The sequence below is a fragment of the Mesobacillus zeae genome, assembly GCF_003570705.1.
GTDB lineage: Bacteria > Bacillota > Bacilli > Bacillales > Cytobacillaceae > Mesobacillus_C > Mesobacillus_C zeae.
In genome coordinates this window covers 166480-185556 of sequence record NZ_QWVT01000008.1, presented here as the reverse complement: position 1 = coordinate 185556, position 19077 = coordinate 166480, and the positions used below count along the sequence as shown (strand labels likewise).

Here is a 19077-nt window from a genome sequence, read left to right as displayed (position 1 = left end):
GAATCACCCCAAGGCAACAAAGGTAATTATAGCTTTCGCCTACCTATTTGTCAATATTTTTTCTTTACACTATAATTTAGTCATAATGGAACTTTGCTAAACATTTTTACAGCCTTTATTCATTATATACCCTCACCAAAAGGTTTGAAAGGGGATAAACTCATGGAAGTAGTAGGCGTAGTCGTAGAATACAATCCATTTCACAACGGCCACCAGTTTCATCTCTCCGCAGCAAGAGCGGATACCGGTGCCGACCTTGTCATTGCCGTCATGAGCGGGAACTTTCTTCAACGCGGCGAGCCAGCACTCTGCGATAAATGGACAAGAGCCAGAATGGCCCTTTTAGGCGGTGCCGACCTGGTTTTCGAGCTCCCATATCAATTCGCTGTCCAACAAGCAGAGACATTCGCAGACGGAGCTGTATCGATACTCTCTGCCGCGGGATGCCGCTCACTTTGTTTTGGAAGCGAAGCAGGCGATACTTCAGCTTTTATACGAACACTTGACTTCCTGGAAGAGAAAGATACAGCATATCAACACAATATTAAGGCACATCTCTCAACAGGAGTAAGCTACCCTAAAGCCGCGTCGCTAAGCTTTAAGGAGCTGCAACCCGGAGAAAACCTTGTAGATTTATCATTGCCTAACAATATTCTCGGGCTGCAGTATATCAGGGCAATTCGAAGCCAGACTAGCCGGATGAAGCCCGTGACGATTACACGGAAAAACGCCGGCTATCACGATGAGCACTTTTCCTCGGAATCGATCGCAAGTGCGACAAGCATACGCAAAGCTATCCAAGAAGGGCAGTCCGTAGAACAGGTAAACAAATACTTTCCGCCCACTACCTCCAGACTCCTTCAGAACTACCTGAACACCTATGGCCAATTTCATACATGGGATCAATACTGGCCTCTGTTAAAATACAGATTGATTCAATGTTCCGCCGAGGAGCTTCGGGAAATTTACGAGATGGAAGAAGGCCTTGAGCACCGGGTCAAGAAAGCTGCTATTACTGCTGTATCATTTTCTCAATTCATGGAGTCCATCAAGACAAAGCGCTATACGTGGACAAGGCTGCAGCGGGCGTGTGTCCACATCCTTACAAATGCAAAAAAAACGGAAATGGAAGAATTCAAAAGAGCCCAATATTTGCGTTTGCTAGGGATGACACAGAAAGGCAGAAGATATTTGCAATCTCATAAAAAGAATCTTGGACTGCCTCTTGTTTCAAAAGCTTCCTCCTGCAGGAAGGGCGAACTTGATCTCGATATTAAGGCCTCAAGAATTTACTCGCTCGGAATTTCCGGCCGTGCACAGGAAGAACTGTTAAAAAAAGAGTTTGCCCAATCTCCGGTTTTTGAAGACTCGATAGGTTAAATTCCCCCGATATAACTTAACAAAAAAACAAGCTGGAAAAAGTCAGCTTGTTTTTTCTTTCAATTTTTCAAGATACTTCAGCGCGTCATCAAATGTATCTACGGGAATAATTTTCATTCCTGTTCCAATGTCCTTTGCCGTTTTCACGGCTGCCCTGAAATTGGATCCTTTTGCACCATTCTCATTAGGGGCAAAGAATAGATCGGCATGTGCCTTGTCAGCAGCAATGATTTTTTGCTCAATACCGCCAATCGGTCCTATCGTTCCATCAGAGGAAATGGTCCCAGTACCGGCAATTTCATAGCCTTTAGTAATATCTTCCTTGTTCAGTTGATTGTATATTTCTAATGTGAACATCAATCCCGCAGATGGACCGCCGATTTCTTCCGAATTGACAGTGACCTTTGGATTCACTTTAATTTTTTTGTCATCAACCGGCACGATACCTATTCCTGCCCTTTCGCTCGTCTTATCAAACTGTTTCAATGGGAGTGTCACATCCCTTGGCTTGCTCTTTCTCTTGATAGAAAGGGTTACATTTTCCCCAGCTTTTTTCGAGCTTACATATTCAATAAAATCAGAGGAGGAAACAAATTTTTTACCATCAAGCTTCAATATATGGTCCCCGGCAACCAATTTACCATCTGCAGGCATTCCGGGCACGACCTGCAGGACGTAGACCCCTTTGTAATCGTAATTTACTGGTAGGCCAGCTTTTTTATAGGCAACTTCGATTGCGTTCGTCTTTGAACTATCCATCATATGAAGCTGTCGGTTGGTATAATCCTCGTCCGTCTCATTTTCCTGCCTGATCGCTTCGACCGGGAAGATTTCCTGATACTTGCTGTATTTGGCAACAAGATAGGAATATATATTAGCCCTTCCCATCCTTACCGTTGTCAGCATGAAACTCCCTTCCTCCTCATAGCCCCCATCAACTTTTATAATTGGGGAGAGTTCCTTTGCCATACCCGGCTTTGTGACATAGTAAGGCAAATAATAGAAAGCACTGGCAAGTATAAGTACGGCCGCCAGCAATGTGATTCGAAAAGATGTTTTTTTGCTCATTCTGTATTGGGCTCCTTCCATTCCTCAATCGCCTGTTTAATCTCCGGGATCCGTTTTCTGGTTTCTTGTTCTCCAATGAGGATGATTTCTTCAATATTCGTAAAAGCCCTTGAACTGAACATTTCCACCCTAGGCTGGATCATAATATCGGATGCAATTTTGCGGTGAGACACTAACTCCATTTGCATGATATCGATACTTTGCATAATAACGTCGAAGATCGACAATATTTCAGCATTGGCTTTTACGTGTGAAACATCAATGGCAACGACAAGATCTGCTCCCATCTCCCTTACAACCGAAACAGGAATCCTGTCTGCGACACCGCCGTCTACAAGTATGCGGCCATTAAGCTTTTCCGGAACAAAGATTCCTGGTATCGCAATGCTTGCCCTGACTGCATCTGCAATTGGTCCTTCCCTAAAAACAACTTTTTCACCGGTTACAAGGTCTGTGGCAACAACCGCAACAGGAATATCCAGTTCCTGAATATTTTTCCCTTGGGTGAATATCCTGATTAGTTCCTTCACTCTTTTCCCCGAAATAAACCCCATTTTAGGAACAGTAAAATCAAGATAATATTTTCTTTTAAACGCGGTAGACAGCTTGTATAGGCGGCCAATATCAAGTCCGGCACCATAAAAGCAGCCAACCATGGCACCCATGCTGCTTCCCGCGATCATGTCGACAGGGATTCCTTCATCCCTCAATACTTTGATTGCGCCTAAATGCGCAAACCCCCTGGCGCCTCCAGAACCAAGTGCCAAACCGATTTTTGGACGCTTCATGCCATTTCCCCCTTTATGGTATCACGGAACCATAAACAAATGGTCTAATTTGTGCGTGCGCGAGTATATTGAGTTATATGAGGACAAGACCGGAGCCGGTACGTACCCAGCTGTCTGTTTAAGCATAAATATTGTGCCAAACCCAGCACGATGTGTCTATATAATATGCTTCATTCTATCACCATTTGCCATTGTTTCACAGCTTTATACCCCTGGAGGGAGGATGTACGGTGCTAAAGTCAAAACTCAAAACCATGTTCCTCGCCATATCCGTTACGATTATGGCTGCCTCATTGATTGCATTTCCCCAGGAGGCATTCGAGGCATCCATAAGGGGGCTGAATATGTGGTGGGAAATTGTTTTTCCTTCCCTGCTTCCTTTTTTCATCGTATCGGAAATGCTGATTGGTTTTGGAGTCGTCAAGTTTATTGGTGTACTTCTGGAACCGCTCATGAGACCTCTTTTCAGGGTGCCCGGTGCTGGCGGCTTTGTTTGGGCGATGGGCATGGCATCCGGCTATCCATCGGGTGCCAAATTAACAGCCAGGCTAAGGCAGGAAGGCCAGCTTTCCCGCCTTGAAGCAGAACGGCTCGTCTGCTTTACAAACTCATCCAATCCCTTGTTTATTTTCGGCGCTGTCTCTGTTGGCTTTTTTTATAATGTTCGTCTTGGTGTCATCCTTGCCCTTGCCCACTACCTTGGCAATATCACCGTGGGGCTGATCATGAGATTTTACGGAACAAAAGAAAACCTGCGTTCACGCTCCAATGAGCGGCGCGTGTCAATCAGGGAAGCTTTCAGTATCCTTCACCAGACAAGGCTGAAAGATAATCGTCCCATTGGCAAGCTGCTCGGAGATGCAGTCATGTCATCCATTCAGACCCTTCTGATGATCGGAGGCTTCATCATTCTTTTCTCGGTGGTCAATAAATTGTTGTTCCACTTAAAAGTTACAGCATTGCTTGCCGGAGTTCTTGAACTGCTTTTCGGCCTGCTGCATATTCCTGCACAGCTCAGCATTCCTTTTATTTCTGGACTGTTCGAAATCACTCTTGGAAGCCAGATGACAAGCCAGGTTGAAGGCGCCACTCTTATGCAGCAGGCTATTATTACAAGCGTAATTCTCGGCTTCAGCGGTTTTAGTGTCCAGGCACAGGTAGCAAGTATCCTGGCACAGACGGATATCCGGTTTAAGCCTTTCTTCATCGCCAGAATACTTCATGGCTGTTTTGCAGGTGTTTATGCAATGCTTTTATGGGACCCAGTATATAACCGTTTCTTCCATAATGATGAGACATCGAATTCCTTACCTGTCATGAGCCAGATCACTGAAGGAGGCTGGAAGATCGCTGAATGGCACAATTATCTGGTATTCGCAGGGCCTGCCATCACGATTGTTTCTCTTTGCGCCTACATCTTCCTGTATTCTCGCCGATCACAGAAAACCTAGCAACTTATTGCAGCCTGGAGGACAGTTCCACTAAAAAAAACGAGCCGGAATTGAAGTGACCCCATAAAGTTAGACACGGTTATTTAAATAGGCAGCGTCTAGGGCATGAACCCGGTACTGTACCGGGCTCATGCCTTTAAATTTTGCCTTAATCCGTTTGTGGTTATAGTATTCTATATATTTTTTGATCCAATTTTGAAGTCCAGACTTATGTATGCCGATAGAAGCTGCGATTGTTTGTTGGCTCTCGTTGCCGTTTAAATAACGTCTAACTGCATTTATTTTTTCTTCAACTGTAAATTTAGCCATAAGAAAAGCACCTCCGATTGTTAGTTGGTGTGTCTAACAATCGGGGTGCAGTTCAAATACGGCTCGCTTTTGCTTTTATTAGCGGTATTTCTCAATGAGGGCTTTCTCCACTTCGGACGGAACCAGTTCACTGATATTCCCGTTGTACTTGGCAACTTCTTTAACGATGCTTGAACTTAAAAAAGAATATTGGTTTTTGGTCATGATAAAAAACGTTTCGATTTCGTCATTCAGGACTCTGTTCATGGAAGTAATCTGCATCTCATATTCAAAATCGGAAACCGCACGGAGTCCCCTTATAATCGCGTTTGCCTTGACTGCTTCTGCGTACTCCACGAGAAGTCCTTGGAAAGAATCCACTTTAACATTCGGCAGGTTTTTGGTGACGGTCTCAATTAGAGCGATTCTTTCATCAACAGAAAATAACGGGTTTTTTGAGGAGTTGTTCAGAATTACCACGTACAGTTCATCAAAAACCTTTGCCCCTCTTGTGATGATGTCCAAATGTCCGTTTGTGACTGGATCAAAGCTACCGGGACAAACTGCAATGCTTGCCATCTTAAACGCCCTCCTCTTGTACCTTGTTATAAATGTATATGGTTATTCCGATGATGCCATATTCTTCATGCCTGCTTTGCTTCATGGAGCCTACCATCTCTGGCAGTGAGATATCTGAAGCATGTTCACAGACAATCACTCCTCCCTCCGCCACCAGACTGGCATTGTCCATCATTTCCATCAGCCTGATCAGCTGCTGCTTCTTATAGGGCGGATCAAGAAATACATAATCGAAAGCTATATCCCTTTTTTTGAGCGCTTTTAATGCCCTTGCTGCATCATTTCTATAGACTTCAGACCTATCTTCAAGACCGCAAAGTTTGATGTTTTCATTGATGGTTGCAATCGCTTTACCGTCAAGGTCAACGAAAATCACTTTTTCAAGCCCCCGGCTAAGCCCTTCAATTCCCAATCCTCCGCTTCCTGCGAAAAGGTCTAATCCAGTCCCCCCTGAAAAATAGGGGCCAATAATGTTAAAAAGGGACTCTTTCACCTTGTCAGTCGTCGGCCTTGTAGAGTTGCCGGGGACTGCTTTAAGGCCGCGCCCTTTCAAGTCTCCTGATACTACCCTCATTTCACGAACTCCTTCTGATATCAATATGGATAAACCTTCATATACGGGGTTCTGCTTTTTATGCCTTTCTTATCCTATCACATTTAAAAAAGGATTATCAAAAAATGTGTATAAATAGAATGATTGTGGAAATAATGAAATTAACAACATCAATGAGGATGTTGTTGCCAACCGCGGAGAAGACTTACGTTTCCCCATAAGTTCTTCCTCCGGTTTCTCCTCTCCCTTTGCCTTCTGTCCTAAAAGAGGATATAGAAGGACCCTGCAGAAATGCAGGGTTTTTTATTTGTCTTCTTTAAAAGTGCCATCAGTATGCGAAAGCCTGATTTCCTCCCCATTTCCAGTGATTGTCACATTAAAAATAGACTGTATTTTTTCCGGCTCCATGAACAATTTGCCGCTGTGGACAGTGAACGGACGATCCAGAAGACCGTATTCTTCCCCGTTATGCAAAAATATGCTGCGATTTTCGAAAAACTGGTAGCTTTCCTTGTCTTTTTGAAGAAGGATAGTACTTCCCGCTTGGGTATGTTTAACCTCAACATCAAAACCAAGGCCGCTGAAAATTTCCTTTGCTGGTAGCAATGGTGCTGACCCATTTTCAAGAATCATGATAATTCCTTCCTTTTTTCCGTCGACAATCATTGTCCTTGTCTCAAAAAAAGTAAGCGGGGTAAATGGTGTATTGGAACTCTTATTAAGAAATAAAAACCTCGTTTCTTTTCCCGTAGCCATGCTGAGCAATTCGTCCAGCCGCTGATGCGACACGGAATCATTTTCCTTTGAAAAAGAAGCGGCAAATGCTTTAAGTTGGTCCTCAGACATTTTCCTCCTTAGTTCAGCCAGAACAGCCTGGGCTCTTGCTGAATTCGGCTTTTGGTTTGTATACAATGACGCCAAAACCTCTATTAACCAACGTTCGTCTGCCGAAAGAGAAGGGATTTTTTGAGTTATCAATGCAGTGGCCACTCTTTCCTCTAGAATCTTGGGGAGGATACCATCTTCACTCACAATCAAGCCGCTGCCTGATTTTTCTCCTGTGCCTCTTCCAAGGACAACTGATATGTACCCATTCTCGGAAAGGCTCCTTATAGCTGAAAAATCGTAAGCAGATTCACGCTTACCTTTTACAGAGTAAACTTCGATTCCTCGCTGGACCTTTTCATTTTTTAATTCATTCTTTTGCCAATAGAGTGCAGGATAGAGATTTTCCCCCTTGAAAGCATGGTAGTCGATTAAATCAAGTTGCTTATCTCCCTTAAATGGGATTCCGGCTGCCCAGCTTCCCCCTGCATGGTGCTTATCTGTGACATTGATAGCAATATCCCATTCTTTTGCATCGGGAATTTGAACGATCCACTGGTCAAACATGGAGGAAGTGAGCTCTTCTTGAACGGCCATTCTATAACTGAATATAATACCTTTCTTTGGTATTTGAAAAGAGCTCGGATAGTTAGCCAGTCTTTCGCACGGTCTTCCGTCTTTTCCGCTGCAAGAGACTTCCTTAGCCATCTTTGGATAGTCGAAACGATACACCTTTCCTGTCTCCAGGCCGCGGACTTCCTGTTTGACAAGGAGACCATCTTTTTCGGTTTCAACTGAAATGGTGATAGATGGCTTCCGTTCCCTTTTCTGCACAGTTTCCCTGCCTTCTTCCTGAAATGCCTCCCACTGACTAATGATTACAGTGCCGAAGACTCCAATTAGAATAAGCAGCATAATGATGGATGCCTTGCGCATTTATTCTTGCCTCATTTCCAAGAAAAAAAGGCGGGGATTGCTCCTCGCCTTAAATTCCCATCTTATAATCATATTCTTTTGCTTTGTCGGGTGCGGAGTTTTCAAACTCCATTTTCAAAAACGGTTTGAATGACGGCTCGACTTTTTTCACAAATGAATATGAGCCAAGCTTTTGGATCAATGAATCAGTGTCCTCCAGATTACAGTAGAGAACCACGTATTTTAACTTCTTCGATACAAAATGGACATTTCCGAACCTTCTTAGCATCTTGGCCTGTTTCAATGAATACAGCCAAACGATGATTCCCTGTCTTTGACCTATCATATTTTTTCCCCTTCAGAAAACGTTTGCTTTCTCCTAGTCTAGCACAGGAAAGAGATATTTTTCAATCACCCATCGTATCGATTGTTTTTCCCGGCAAGATATCATACGATATTTATTAAAACAATTGGCCATAGAACGGCAGGTGACAGCATGGATCTAGAAATAATTTGGGAAAAATTTCTATCAAGTCTGAACCAGGAGCCAAAAATAAATAATGCTTATTACAAAAAGGTTGCAGGCATTCCCTTCTTGTATTTATCGGTGATGGAGGGTACAGATGGTGATTATATCGGTAAAGCAATCCGCTTGCATTCGGCTTCGGCAATGAAAGGCAAACAGCTTCACAGTGAAACATTTTTTGTCAGGAACAACGAAGGGTTGTTCGTCTATCGCCATCGTTTCTTTGTTCCTTTGCGGAAAATGTTTTGCTGCGGAAATCTATGTACTGACTGTATCCGCTTGGAAACACAGAGTATAACTGAACAGTGAAGATAAAAAATAGAGAGCATGGAAAAACCCCTGCTCTCTTCATTAATCCCTAGGCTGAGCAGCTGCAGCCGCCTCCGCTGCCGCAGCCGCCTCCACACGCAGAGCTGCTTGCGAAAAATGGGTTCCCTGTCGGCACTTTTACACTTTTGGAAACAGAACGGCCGATGATGACACTCACCTCATCAAGCAGGCTTTGCAGTTCATTTTCCGCTTTTTTGAATTCAGCTACGGTTTCATCCAAATCCATTTCCCTTTTTAGGATTCTAATTTGACCCATGACTTCTTTATAGTCCGGGTGATATCTGCCGAATCTCTGCACTTCCTCATAGCGAAGCTTCATATCCGCAAATGCCTTAATTTTATCCTGGGACTTTTTATCCTGTTGCAATCTATATAAACACTGCCGATAATTTTCGGCTGGTTCAGAATCCTTGATCAACCCGGCAAGATTTCCGGCTTTTTCTAATAAATCAATTCTTTCCATTGTAGCAAGCATAATTTGCCCACCTCCGTTTCATATTTTACCATGAAATGGGGTGGATTGCGAAGAAGCCTCCACAGGATAGGAATATAATACCAATAATGACTTTTTCTTTAGCCTGGGTTCCCACCCTGAGATTGCATATTGGAAAGCATCCCCATCATCATGGAGGCCATTTGGACTCCAGTTGTAAACTTCTGTACATGATGGGGAATTGTCCGTTCATGATAATGCAGTGCAGCAATTTCCAGAGAGTATAAATCTCGCGGGTCCCTGGACAGCTTGCGGTACCAATACGGATGAATCCGGATATACTCTTGCAGGTCTTTCCTGGCCCTGATATGGTCTAATACTTCTTTCCTCATTATTTTCTTTAATCCTTTCTAAAGGAAAATGGGTGCTGCGGGCTGTTTTTCATCTGACCAGGAGCCCCTCCGGATCCTTTTCCTTGAAATTGTGTTAAGACTGACTGAACAGCTGAAATAGCTTGGCTTAGATTACTAATTTGTCCTTGTACCTGGTCGGGGTCAAGGTTTTTGATGGCGCCCATTACTTGCGACATCCAATCTTTTTTATTTTCCACCACTGGCTGTTCTTTTCTTTCTCCTCTGTATGCATCCCACCTTGTATCCTCTTCCCCAAGGAGATACCATTCTTCAAAAAGATCTTGCCAGGTCGCGTTTCCTGATTTGACTTCTTTCGCTATCTGTGGATTCAAGGCCACAAACTCCTTGAACTTTTGAACAGAAGGATGCAATTTTTTCTTTTTTTCCATGCTGATCACCTCACCCTGTTGCATCTGCCTATATTACGTTATGATTTTCCTCAGGAAAGGTGAGTGTTCTCCTGTTTCGCTTCAAACTCTTCACAATAACCTTCTTCCTAAAAAAATGATAAAATAAAAAAAAACGAAAGAGGTTCATTCATGGACAACGATGGTTTCAAGAAACTTATAGACAATTTCCTTTCAAAAGCAAGTGATGAGGACAAGCTGATACTCGGCAATGTTTTAGGAGGAATGAAAAACAAGGTATCTCTGCAAAACAGCTCCTATATTGGCAGCTTTCTTGGCATGGAAAAAATCCTAACAGAGTATACCTGCCAAATAACCATTCCTTTGACTTCACTGATTAATAATAATCTTGGTATCGTCCATGGCGGCATTATTGCTACACTCGCTGACTCAGCCATGGGGATTTTAGCGAACGAAGCGGCTCCTGAAGGTTCTGCTGCAGTAACAACCCAATTGAATACCCATTATCTTTCTCCTGGAATTGGCAGCAGCTTATCGTGTACGGCTCGTTTCGTCCATAAGGGTTCACAGACTATGGTACTGGAAGCCGATGTTTTCCGTGATGATGGAAAAAAAGCCGCTTATTCTACCGGAAGCTTTTTCATTTTGCGCAAATCCTAATGACAGTGGTGATGGAACGTGGTCACAGCCATTTTAATTCCCGCAATATGCATATACTTCTATTGGGTGACAAAAAAAGAAATGAAACGCCATGATGAACAATGGTCAGCACTCCAAAACATACCGGAAGAGTCATCAGTGTCCGGGAATGTTTTGGATGCCTACTGGTCCCGGGAAAAATATTACCTGCACCGCTATAACCACGTTTTAACACTAAAGGTCAGGTCTGGGTGCCAAATTATACTCGCAAAAAAAATAACCCCTTTAAAGGAGGGTGTTTCTATCACCCCCGTAAATAAAGGAGATAATTTAAGGCTTTTCGGAAAGTGGCAGGAGGATTTTTTTCAGGTGAACAGAATCCTTTATGAAGATAAAAATCGCACGGATTAACGCATCCGTGCGATTTTTATTTTTTGATGAAGTTTTGGGTATAATGCTTTCGATATACGCCCACCCCAATATGAGTAAACTCTTCGTTCAACAATGCTTCCCTATGACCGTCGCTGTTCATCCATCCTTCGGCAACTTCCGGTGAATCCAAATAATTGGCAGCAATATTCTCACCTGCAGACTCATAGGCTATTTCTGCTTCCTTCAGCCTGTCAGCGAGGTCTCCATGCACTTCCGATGTGTGGGAAAAATAATCTTCTTCCTCCATTTCCCGGCTATGCGCAAAGGCTGCAACAGCAGTTTTTTCATCCCATTCCAGCTCCTTCAGGCCGTGCCTTTTCCTGATCATGTTAGTAATATCAAAAATTTGTCTCTGTGCACTTTCCTGGATTTCATCCCAGTCGTCCTCTGTTGGTTCATCCGCCTCGATTAGTTTCCCGCGGTAAACCACTTCATATGGAAGCTGCTTGATAAGTGTTTCTGCGTCAAGGAATCTGATGCTCGAAAGCTTCCCCGTGAATCTGTCGATATACAGTTGGACAAATATGTTGCCAAGCGCCATAAGCGGCCTTGAATTCATGTCATCCTCTGACATCTCAAATTTATAGGAACTACCCTTATATTCAAATTCAACTACTGGATTGATAGGATGTATTGAGAAAATTTTTTCTCCAGGTTCCCCAATTGTGAATGGAGCAGTGTCAATGTTTTCTCCAATGGCGTAAATGGTTACCACCTTTCCATTCCCGACACCTGCTTGTACATACTGGTTTGGCGTACGGTTAAACACCAGCCAGCTATAGCCGTATGCAGAAAGATCCGTCCTGGAAGGCTCCCCTAATGCGGCTCTCAGTGCATTTACGTCTTTTCCGACCAGCTGTGCAAGCCCCTTTGCAGGCAATTCGGATTTTGCTGGCTGCCCATTGCGAGTGCTTTGTTCCAGCGACTCATCCACTTTTGGAGAAACTTCTTTATGGCTGATATATTCCTTGTCATCTGTTTCTTTTTCATAGCCCATATAAAAGGCGATGACCAAAAATATAAATGCAAACAATAAAATCCGGATAACAGTACGCAGAGACTCACCCTCTTTCTCTATCACTTTTTCTTTTTAATTATATGTATGTTTAATGAATATTATATCATTGCCCGCATTCTTTTTGATAGTAGTGCATATCCTCTGAATTTCACGCAAAAAAGAGGCGCCTTTTGACACCCCTTCTTTCCTATTGAATAGTATGGTCATGTTCTGATTGAATAGTATGGTCATGTTCTGAAATTTCCGTCAGGGCCTTTTTAGCCTGGTCGTCCGCTTGTTCATCAATGGCAAAGTCACCAAGTGCCACGATTCCGGAGAGTTGTCCGCCTTCTACAACCGGGAGGCGGCGGATTTGATGTTTAGCCATAAGGTCAGCTGCTTCCTTCACAGAAGCATCGGGTGATATTGTGATCAATTCACCTGTCATAAATTCTTCCACCTTGGATGATGGCGGTTTCTTTTCAGCAACGCCCCTAATGACAATGTCACGGTCCGTCATGATACCAACCAGCTTGTTTCCATCAACAATTGGGATGCTTCCTACATCGTGTTCCTTCATCTTAACAGCTACCTCGAAGACATTGTCGAGAAGTGTACATGTTTCTACGTCTGTTGTCATCATGTCACGTACCTTTTCCATTCAGCACATCACTCCTGAAGCATATTTATTTACAGTGTTAGAATAGCCTTTTTGTACTAATTTATGCGGATAAATGAGTATACCTTGCAAAACGTTTGTTTCCCATTCATGAAAGGGCTAGTATTTTCTGCCGGGATATATGTTTATCCATTGCAACTTCAAAGTTTTTTTACTATTATTGATACTGAGATGCCAACATATTGCATTTTAGCCGTATTGTGTTTTAGGAGGGGTAAGGATGAGATTTGAGAAAACCGGTTTGGAGAACTTAAAAGCCGAATTAAACCGGCTTGATGAAACAATGCTTGACCACGGTTTGGTACGGGAAGGACAATGGGATTATGACCGGGTTACATATGACCGGAAATTTGAATTGAAGGAAGGCACTTTCTACCTTCGCGTTCAGGGGTATGCAACAGAGGGAGAAGTAGACTCACAGCACGCCATCATCCAGTTGATTGATCCGCTTCTTGGGAAGCACTATTATCCTCATGGAGTGGAATATGGAGAAGGAGAAAACTTTCCGAAATCATTGGTAAGCCAATGCGAAAAACTTCTCTCCTCCATTAAGGCGGAAGTGGAAAAATACGCACTGTAAGTTTAAGGCGCATGGTTTCATGCGCCTTTTCCCTTACCCAGCCAGTACTTTATCGCTATTACCGCATCTGATTTCCCCTGTCCCCGGACACACTTTTGAAAGGAGAAGCGTCGCTTGAAAAAAATACTTACAAAAAAAAATTTATACCTTGCAGGCTGGATTATTGCCTCAATTCTATTCATATACATTATCCTTCCGGTATCCGTCCCCCTTACCGTTGCATTAATCAGTGCAATCATTTTGGAACCAGCTGTCGGGTTTCTCCAAAACAGATTCAGCCTAAAACGGAAAAGCTCCGTATTGATTGTTTTCATTTCATTTGTAGTTATATTTGGTGCGGCGGGGTCGTTTCTTACGACAAGGCTTATCGCCGAATCAATCAATATCATTAATAATGCGCCAAGATATATCAATGACATTACAACGGTATGGTTTGATATCCAGGACAGATTCATTAACGCGGCAAAAGAACTTCCAGATGAGGTGGTCTTGGAAATCAGCAGACGGACAGATGAGTTTCTTGCCACAGCCAGTAACGATTTGCTCGCCTATCTTAATATTAATAACATAAAGGTTTTGCTTACGAATATTCCTTCTTACTTAATCAGTTTTCTAGTTTATTTAATTGCCTTATTTTTGTTTCTTCTGGACTTGCCTAGGCTTCGCAAGAGCGTCTACAGGCATCTGCACGAAAGGACGGCTGAGAAGGTTAACTTCATTTCTTCACGCTTATCCTATGTTTTATTCGGTTTTATCAAAGCACAGTTTTTGGTTAGCCTGATTATATTTGCAGTATCGTTTATGAGCCTTTCATTCATTGTTCCAAAAACAGCATTTTTTATTTCTGTAGTTATTTGGGCCATTGACTTCATTCCAGTAATTGGTTCAATCATCATCCTCGGTCCATGGGCCTTGTTCCACCTGCTTGCTGGCAACCTGGCTCTTGGAATCAAGCTTGCCATCCTTGCAGCCGTCCTCCTGATTATCAGAAGAACCGTGAAACCTAAATTGATGGGGACACAAATCGGACTGTCGGCCTTGTCGACGCTTGTCACTATGTACCTTGGAATAAAAGTTCTGGGGTTGTGGGGCTTCCTCATTGGCCCTATGATTCTTATTATTTTCAATACAGCAAAGGAAGCGGGGCTCATTAAAGCCAACTTCAAAATTTAACCGGTCATGCATAGGCATGACCGGCTTTTTTTGTCGGCAGACTCTTCAGCTTTTTCCAAAAAAAATAAAGCTGCACCGCTTGTGCAGCTTTATTTTACTCAATCATAACTTATCAATTATCAACCGCCGAGGATTGCTTTTATGACAGATGTTGTCTCCCCACCTTTATAGAATACATAGAGAAGCAAGTAGACTGCCAGTCCGGTGATTCCTGTGAAAAACCAGATTATACTTGTAAATGGGCCGAGCTTTCGATGTCTTTCAAGGTTGTTTTTAAACCCGCTGAATAGCGACAGAATTCCCATTACTGCACCTACTGTTGCTAGAGTAATGTGGAAGATCAGAAAAACAGTATAATAGATTTTAATATCATCCGGCCCGCCAAATGCTGTATTACCAATAAAAACAGTCCTGGTGGCGTAAATCACAAAGAATATAATCGCGAAGATGGCTGCCGTAATCATTGTTTTTTTATGGGCCTCAATTTTCCTTTGGGCAATTAGGACCCACCCAATAGCAACACAGATTGCACTTAATACGATAAATGTAGTACTGATCGTTGGAAGGATTGGCAAATCGTTCATTTTCAAATACCTCTCTCTCTTTTTTCTCCCCAGATTCATTGTATTAGACCATTACGTTTTTTTCAATCTTTGAGCTGCAGGTAAAAAGGCTTTCCTTTCAAAGAAGGAAAGCCTTTTACGATGCCTCCATGGATGCTTGCAAGTCTTGCTATTCGGCCGGTCTCGGTTCATTGTTAACCGGCATGGCATCAATCTTTTGTTCCGAACGGTACCAGCTGAAGAATGTATGTGCAAGAAAAATCCCATAAACAATTTCCTGGATAATTTTCATAAGAACACCGCCGAGCTGCTGGTCATCCAGAAGTGAAAGCGAGCTGAACATCTCGGGACCGCTTAAGTTCAGCGATGACAAGGTAGCAGCAGGCACACAAAGCTCCAATGCCTGTGCCCAGGCACGAGGGTCGGAAAATGTTGCGTACATTGGACCATCCGCAAAAATAATTAGGGCACATGCTGGTGTAATCAAGATACCATCCGCAAAAATATAGCCTACTTTCTTGATTCCAGTCAGAGTTTTATACTCGTCAAGCTCATTGATAAGCGGCCACCACATGGCAACGGCAAAGACAAAAAGAATCGAAGTATAGCCCGCATGGTACCACATATTCGTCTTGATAACATCAAACACGAGCGGAATATGGTAGAAAGAAAACATTCCATTAAAAACAATCAAAGCGATGAGCGGCTTTGTAAGGAATGTAAATACCGGCTTGATGACCCGAAGATTCAAGACTCTTCTCCATATCCAGTGCGGAATGCCAAAAATGAAAAGCGGCGGAATGACCAGATATAAGAACGCCATTTGAATCATATGTGCATAGAAAGCAATATGGCCCAGCAAATCAAGCGGAGATCCTTTAATGATATAAAGAAGAACCATACCCGCCGTAAAAAAAACAGCTTGCAGAGGTGTCGTCTTTTCACCATTGAACCTCGAAAAATATTTATAGCCGATTAAATAATAGCCAGCTAGAATTGCAGCAAGCACCAGAAAGTAATAGGGGCTCCAAAGAGCGCGAAAACCGAACATTTCCAGCGAAAACATATAAACCATCACCCCATATATAATTGCAAAACTATATCCCCATTATACCTTGGGCATTTTACCGCCGCAATGAAACTGCTTTCGCCTCACCATATCCTATATCTATATAGCAGACTTTCTTTTCAGCATATAAAATATGACCAAAGAAAAAAACCGGCATGGAAAGCCGATTTTTTTCAATGAGTTACCACCATATAACAGTCATGAATGCCAGGACCGTAGCAGCCCCGATGAATGCACCCGAGTATAGGAAAATCTGCGGAGCTTCATGGCCTTTATGGCTCATATGCATGAAATAATACAACTGGAAGATAACCTGAACAACGGCAAGAAGGAGAATGAATGGTACAATGAACCATCCGGAGAATTCTCCATAGCCTACGGCCACAAAGGAAACCAGGGTCAGGAAAATCATCAGTGCAAAAGTGATGACCTGGTACCTCATTTCCTCCGCGCTTTTTTTGCGCCGATATTCGATATCGACTCTTGGGTTTCCTGAAGTTGGTTGTTGATTTGCCATCAGTTTATCCCACCATTCCCATTAAATATACAACCGTAAAGATGAATACCCAAACTACATCAATGAAATGCCAATACAGGCTGGCTAAATAGAATTTAGGAGCATTGTAAAGGCTGAGTCCACGTTTCGCATTCCTTACCATAAGCGTAGTGATCCATAGTAGGCCTAATGCTACGTGTGCCCCATGAAATCCGACAAGTGTATAGAAGGCTGAACCAAACGCACTGCTCGAAAAAGTATGATGGAACTCATGGACGTAATGATTGAATTCATAAATTTCAAACCCAAGGAATGACAAGCCCAGAAGGACTGTGATTCCAAGCCATAACTGCATTTTTTTGAAATCGTAGTTTTTCATGTGATACATCGCATAAACGCTCGTCAATGAACTTGTCAAAAGTAGCATTGTCATAACAAAAACTAGCGGCAGTTCGAACAGGTCCTTTGCAAGAGCTTGTTCAGCATTCGGCACTTTATCTTTCAGCGCCAGGTATGTCGCGAAGAGCGATGCAAACAGGACTGTCTCTCCGCCAAGGAACAGCCAGAAGCCTAAAAACTTGTTTTTGGCTTCGAGGGTAGCTTTTTCAGGCGAAGCAGGCCAAGTTTCATAAGTGAATTTTTCTTCCGCTTGCATTATGCCTTACCCCCCTTATCATCGTCATTCTCTAAATCTTCTTTATGAATATGGAACCCATGGTCATCTTTAACAGAACGCGCAAACATAGCTAGAAGTGTAATCAGCATTCCGCCAATCAATACAGGCAGTCCCCATGCATGCTCAGTGCGGTACATCGCACCAAATGCTGCTATAAACAGGCCAAGTGACATAACGACCGGAAGGATAGAGTTATTCGGCATATGGATATCGCCAAGCGGTTCTGCAGGCGTCATGCCTTTCTTGCCCTCTACCTTTTCAAGCCAGTATGCATCAAGTCCGCGGACAAGCGGAAGCTGCTTAAAGTTGTAGAACGGCGGCGGAGAAGGAATTGACCACTCAAGTGTACGTCCATCTTCCCAAGGATCGTTCCCGACTCTTTCATTTTTAACGCTGGTAATAACAATGTTGATCAAGAGAACAATGACAGCAACAGCCATTAATACTGCGCCGACTGTACTGATCAGGTTGCCTGTTTCCAAGCCCTGGTCAGGAAGGAATGTGAAGATACGTCTTGGCATCCCCATTAATCCCAAGAAATGCTGGATAAAGAATGTTAAATGGAATCCGATTAAAAACAGCCAGAAGGTTATTTTACCCAAAAATTCATTCAGCATCGTTCCAAACATTTTCGGCCAGTAGAAATGCGTACCTGCCAATAGGGCAAAGACCACACCGCCAACAATAACATAATGGAAGTGAGCTACAACAAAATAGCTGTCATGGTACTGGTAATCCGCTGCAGCAGTCGCAAGCATGACACCAGTTACACCGCCTGCAACAAAGGATGGAATAAATGCTACTGCCCAAAGCATAGGAGTAGTGAATTTTATGCTTCCGCCCCACATCGTGAACAGCCAGTTAAAAATCTTGATACCAGTTGGAACGGCAATCGCCATTGTAGCTACCGCAAAGATGGCGTTGGCAATTGGACCCATTCCTGTAGTGAACATATGGTGAGCCCAAACCATGAATCCAAGGAAACCAATCAAAACGGTTGCGAAAACCATTGAAGAATATCCGAACAGCCGCTTCCTTGAGAAAGTTGCAAATATCTCTGAGAAAATACCAAATGCCGGGAGAATCAGGATATAAACTTCCGGATGACCGAAAATCCAGAATAAATGCTCCCAAAGAACAGTATTTCCTCCCATAGCCGGATCAAAGAAATTGGATCCAAACATCCTGTCAAAAATCATGAAGAACAATCCAATTGTCAATGGAGGGAAAGCAAACAGAATCAATGCGGATGCCACGAATGTTGACCATGTGAACAAAGGCATACGCATATAGGTCATTCCAGGTGCACGCATATTGATGATGGTAACGAGGAAGTTAATCCCTCCAATCAGCGTTCCTGCACCAGATATTTGCAGCCCGAGTGCATAAAAGTCAATCCCGTGGCCAGCCGAATCCAGTGAAAGTGATGCATATGAAGTCCAGCCTGCATCAGGTGCTCCGCCAAGGAACCATGAAAGATTCAGGAAAAGGCCTCCGAAGAAAAACAGCCAAAATCCAAGTGAGTTTAAAAATGGAAATGCAACGTCACGTGCCCCGATTTGCAAAGGCATGATTGCATTCATAAATGCAAACAGCAATGGCATCGCGGCAAGGAAAATCATCGTTGTACCGTGCATTGTCAGTATTTCGTTATAAAGTCCAGCACTTACAAAATTATTATCAGGCACTGCCAGCTGGATACGGATGAACATTGCTTCCAATCCGCCAAGGATAAAGAAAATCCCTCCAGCTATCAAATAAAGGATCGCGATTTTTTTATGGTCGACTGTAGTCATGTAATCCCATATAGTCGCGCCAAATCCCTTCTTTTGAGCGTAGGTACTCACAGTTTTACC

Annotated in this window: 23 protein-coding genes; 6 read left to right on the top strand and 17 right to left on the bottom strand. The window is 43.1% G+C overall.

All coding sequences use genetic code 11. From position 1 onward, the window contains the following. The first annotated feature begins 162 nt into the window (after positions 1-162). Positions 163-1380: a nucleotidyltransferase gene (locus D1970_RS03375; protein ID WP_119111462.1), complete on the top strand. Its 1218-nt coding sequence runs from the start codon at positions 163-165 to the stop codon at positions 1378-1380. Positions 1381-1422: 42 nt separating this feature from the next. Here the strand turns inward: D1970_RS03375 and D1970_RS03370 are convergent, their stop codons facing one another. Together D1970_RS03370 and D1970_RS03365 are read right to left on the bottom strand one after the other, a co-directional pair. After that, on the bottom strand, positions 1423-2448 hold the full coding sequence (locus D1970_RS03370; protein WP_119111461.1) for a SepM family pheromone-processing serine protease: 1026 nt from the start codon (positions 2446-2448) through the stop codon (positions 1423-1425). Next, positions 2445-3236, bottom strand: a complete 792-nt coding sequence (locus D1970_RS03365; RefSeq protein ID WP_119111460.1) for a patatin-like phospholipase family protein — start codon at positions 3234-3236, stop codon at positions 2445-2447. The genes D1970_RS03370 and D1970_RS03365 overlap by 4 nt, the downstream gene beginning before the upstream one ends. A 230-nt stretch (positions 3237-3466) precedes the next feature. Between D1970_RS03365 and spoVV the strand changes: the two genes are divergently transcribed. Continuing rightward, a complete protein-coding gene (gene spoVV, locus D1970_RS03360) occupies positions 3467-4687 on the top strand; it encodes a dipicolinic acid transporter SpoVV (protein ID WP_119111459.1) in 1221 nt (406 codons plus the stop codon). Positions 4688-4756: 69 nt separating this feature from the next. Here the strand turns inward: spoVV and D1970_RS22750 are convergent, their stop codons facing one another. The 5 genes from D1970_RS22750 to D1970_RS03335 all read right to left on the bottom strand — a co-directional run bounded on the left by D1970_RS22750 (position 4757) and on the right by D1970_RS03335 (position 8193). Then, positions 4757-4996: an IS3 family transposase gene (locus D1970_RS22750; RefSeq protein ID WP_119111458.1), complete on the bottom strand. Its 240-nt coding sequence runs from the start codon at positions 4994-4996 to the stop codon at positions 4757-4759. 78 nt (positions 4997-5074) lie between these two features. Next, positions 5075-5554 carry a pantetheine-phosphate adenylyltransferase gene (gene coaD, locus D1970_RS03350; RefSeq protein WP_119111457.1) on the bottom strand — a complete coding sequence of 160 codons (480 nt, stop codon included), beginning with the start codon at positions 5552-5554 and terminating at the stop codon, positions 5075-5077. Between the two features lies 1 nt (position 5555). Further along, complete coding sequence (gene rsmD / locus D1970_RS03345) at positions 5556-6128, bottom strand: 16S rRNA (guanine(966)-N(2))-methyltransferase RsmD (protein ID WP_119111456.1); 573 nt, start codon at positions 6126-6128, stop codon at positions 5556-5558. 282 nt (positions 6129-6410) lie between these two features. Further along, on the bottom strand, positions 6411-7868 hold the full coding sequence (locus D1970_RS03340; protein WP_119111455.1) for a hypothetical protein: 1458 nt from the start codon (positions 7866-7868) through the stop codon (positions 6411-6413). 49 nt (positions 7869-7917) lie between these two features. Continuing rightward, positions 7918-8193 (bottom strand): YlbG family protein, encoded by a 276-nt coding sequence (locus D1970_RS03335; protein WP_119111454.1) that lies wholly within the window; start codon positions 8191-8193, stop codon positions 7918-7920. A gap of 150 nt (positions 8194-8343) precedes the next feature. Here D1970_RS03335 and D1970_RS03330 point away from each other — a divergent pair, with 150 nt between their 5' ends. Beyond that, positions 8344-8682 (top strand): hypothetical protein, encoded by a 339-nt coding sequence (locus D1970_RS03330; RefSeq protein ID WP_119111453.1) that lies wholly within the window; start codon positions 8344-8346, stop codon positions 8680-8682. A 49-nt stretch (positions 8683-8731) separates the two neighbouring features. Here the strand turns inward: D1970_RS03330 and D1970_RS03325 are convergent, their stop codons facing one another. From D1970_RS03325 to D1970_RS03315, 3 genes are all read right to left on the bottom strand, one after another. Next, complete coding sequence (locus D1970_RS03325; protein ID WP_119111452.1) at positions 8732-9178, bottom strand: YlbF/YmcA family competence regulator; 447 nt, start codon at positions 9176-9178, stop codon at positions 8732-8734. Positions 9179-9276: 98 nt separating this feature from the next. Beyond that, positions 9277-9528 carry a YlbE-like family protein gene (locus D1970_RS03320; RefSeq protein ID WP_119111451.1) on the bottom strand — a complete coding sequence of 84 codons (252 nt, stop codon included), beginning with the start codon at positions 9526-9528 and terminating at the stop codon, positions 9277-9279. Between the two features lie 8 nt (positions 9529-9536). Continuing rightward, positions 9537-9938 carry a YlbD family protein gene (locus D1970_RS03315; RefSeq protein WP_119111450.1) on the bottom strand — a complete coding sequence of 134 codons (402 nt, stop codon included), beginning with the start codon at positions 9936-9938 and terminating at the stop codon, positions 9537-9539. 150 nt (positions 9939-10088) lie between these two features. Between D1970_RS03315 and D1970_RS03310 the strand changes: the two genes are divergently transcribed. Then, a complete protein-coding gene (locus D1970_RS03310; RefSeq protein WP_119111449.1) occupies positions 10089-10577 on the top strand; it encodes a PaaI family thioesterase in 489 nt (162 codons plus the stop codon). A gap of 406 nt (positions 10578-10983) precedes the next feature. On the opposite strand, the gene D1970_RS03300 is transcribed toward D1970_RS03310, so the two are convergent. Next, a complete protein-coding gene (locus D1970_RS03300) occupies positions 10984-12069 on the bottom strand; it encodes a CAP domain-containing protein (protein ID WP_259339546.1) in 1086 nt (361 codons plus the stop codon). 124 nt (positions 12070-12193) lie between these two features. Next, positions 12194-12646 carry a CBS domain-containing protein gene (locus D1970_RS03295; protein WP_119111447.1) on the bottom strand — a complete coding sequence of 151 codons (453 nt, stop codon included), beginning with the start codon at positions 12644-12646 and terminating at the stop codon, positions 12194-12196. 238 nt (positions 12647-12884) lie between these two features. Here D1970_RS03295 and D1970_RS03290 point away from each other — a divergent pair, with 238 nt between their 5' ends. Both D1970_RS03290 and ytvI read left to right on the top strand, forming a co-directional pair. Then, positions 12885-13244 carry a YugN family protein gene (locus D1970_RS03290; RefSeq protein WP_119111446.1) on the top strand — a complete coding sequence of 120 codons (360 nt, stop codon included), beginning with the start codon at positions 12885-12887 and terminating at the stop codon, positions 13242-13244. Between the two features lie 114 nt (positions 13245-13358). Next, positions 13359-14417: a sporulation integral membrane protein YtvI gene (ytvI, locus tag D1970_RS03285; RefSeq protein WP_119111445.1), complete on the top strand. Its 1059-nt coding sequence runs from the start codon at positions 13359-13361 to the stop codon at positions 14415-14417. Between the two features lie 119 nt (positions 14418-14536). On the opposite strand, the gene D1970_RS03280 is transcribed toward ytvI, so the two are convergent. The 5 genes from D1970_RS03280 to ctaD form a co-directional block, all read right to left on the bottom strand. Further along, the gene (locus D1970_RS03280; RefSeq protein WP_119111444.1) at positions 14537-15001 is read right to left on the bottom strand and encodes a DUF420 domain-containing protein; all 465 of its coding nucleotides are present in this window, start codon (positions 14999-15001) and stop codon (positions 14537-14539) included. Positions 15002-15149: 148 nt separating this feature from the next. Then, complete coding sequence (gene ctaG / locus D1970_RS03275; protein WP_119111443.1) at positions 15150-16046, bottom strand: cytochrome c oxidase assembly factor CtaG; 897 nt, start codon at positions 16044-16046, stop codon at positions 15150-15152. A gap of 184 nt (positions 16047-16230) precedes the next feature. Next, complete coding sequence (gene ctaF, locus D1970_RS03270; RefSeq protein WP_119111442.1) at positions 16231-16566, bottom strand: cytochrome c oxidase subunit IVB; 336 nt, start codon at positions 16564-16566, stop codon at positions 16231-16233. A 4-nt stretch (positions 16567-16570) separates the two neighbouring features. Then, positions 16571-17200, bottom strand: coding sequence for a cytochrome (ubi)quinol oxidase subunit III (locus tag D1970_RS03265; protein ID WP_119111441.1), 630 nt, complete (start codon positions 17198-17200; stop codon positions 16571-16573). Beyond that, positions 17200-19068 carry a cytochrome c oxidase subunit I gene (ctaD, locus tag D1970_RS03260; RefSeq protein WP_119111440.1) on the bottom strand — a complete coding sequence of 623 codons (1869 nt, stop codon included), beginning with the start codon at positions 19066-19068 and terminating at the stop codon, positions 17200-17202. Before ctaD ends, D1970_RS03265 begins: the two co-directional genes overlap by 1 nt. Positions 19069-19077: the final 9 nt, after the last annotated feature.

What these genes read in the sequence shown, in the direction of transcription:
- coaD (WP_119111457.1), bottom strand. Translation starts at nt 5,554, where the DNA reads ATGGCAAGCATTGCAGTTTGTCCCGGTAGCTTTGATCCAGTCACAAAC.
- D1970_RS03265 (WP_119111441.1), bottom strand. Translation starts at nt 17,200, where the DNA reads ATGCAAGCGGAAGAAAAATTCACTTATGAAACTTGGCCTGCTTCGCCT.
- D1970_RS03320 (WP_119111451.1), bottom strand. Translation starts at nt 9,528, where the DNA reads ATGAGGAAAGAAGTATTAGACCATATCAGGGCCAGGAAAGACCTGCAA.
- D1970_RS03310 (WP_119111449.1), top strand. Translation starts at nt 10,089, where the DNA reads ATGGACAACGATGGTTTCAAGAAACTTATAGACAATTTCCTTTCAAAA.
- D1970_RS03370 (WP_119111461.1), bottom strand. Translation starts at nt 2,448, where the DNA reads ATGAGCAAAAAAACATCTTTTCGAATCACATTGCTGGCGGCCGTACTT.
- D1970_RS03280 (WP_119111444.1), bottom strand. Translation starts at nt 15,001, where the DNA reads ATGAACGATTTGCCAATCCTTCCAACGATCAGTACTACATTTATCGTA.
- D1970_RS03315 (WP_119111450.1), bottom strand. Translation starts at nt 9,938, where the DNA reads ATGGAAAAAAAGAAAAAATTGCATCCTTCTGTTCAAAAGTTCAAGGAG.
- D1970_RS03290 (WP_119111446.1), top strand. Translation starts at nt 12,885, where the DNA reads ATGAGATTTGAGAAAACCGGTTTGGAGAACTTAAAAGCCGAATTAAAC.
- D1970_RS03375 (WP_119111462.1), top strand. Translation starts at nt 163, where the DNA reads ATGGAAGTAGTAGGCGTAGTCGTAGAATACAATCCATTTCACAACGGC.
- rsmD (WP_119111456.1), bottom strand. Translation starts at nt 6,128, where the DNA reads ATGAGGGTAGTATCAGGAGACTTGAAAGGGCGCGGCCTTAAAGCAGTC.
- D1970_RS03335 (WP_119111454.1), bottom strand. Translation starts at nt 8,193, where the DNA reads ATGATAGGTCAAAGACAGGGAATCATCGTTTGGCTGTATTCATTGAAA.
- D1970_RS03365 (WP_119111460.1), bottom strand. Translation starts at nt 3,236, where the DNA reads ATGAAGCGTCCAAAAATCGGTTTGGCACTTGGTTCTGGAGGCGCCAGG.
- D1970_RS22750 (WP_119111458.1), bottom strand. Translation starts at nt 4,996, where the DNA reads ATGGCTAAATTTACAGTTGAAGAAAAAATAAATGCAGTTAGACGTTAT.
- D1970_RS03295 (WP_119111447.1), bottom strand. Translation starts at nt 12,646, where the DNA reads ATGGAAAAGGTACGTGACATGATGACAACAGACGTAGAAACATGTACA.
- D1970_RS03325 (WP_119111452.1), bottom strand. Translation starts at nt 9,178, where the DNA reads ATGCTTGCTACAATGGAAAGAATTGATTTATTAGAAAAAGCCGGAAAT.
- D1970_RS03330 (WP_119111453.1), top strand. Translation starts at nt 8,344, where the DNA reads ATGGATCTAGAAATAATTTGGGAAAAATTTCTATCAAGTCTGAACCAG.
- ctaF (WP_119111442.1), bottom strand. Translation starts at nt 16,566, where the DNA reads ATGGCAAATCAACAACCAACTTCAGGAAACCCAAGAGTCGATATCGAA.
- D1970_RS03340 (WP_119111455.1), bottom strand. Translation starts at nt 7,868, where the DNA reads ATGCGCAAGGCATCCATCATTATGCTGCTTATTCTAATTGGAGTCTTC.
- ctaG (WP_119111443.1), bottom strand. Translation starts at nt 16,046, where the DNA reads ATGTTTTCGCTGGAAATGTTCGGTTTTCGCGCTCTTTGGAGCCCCTAT.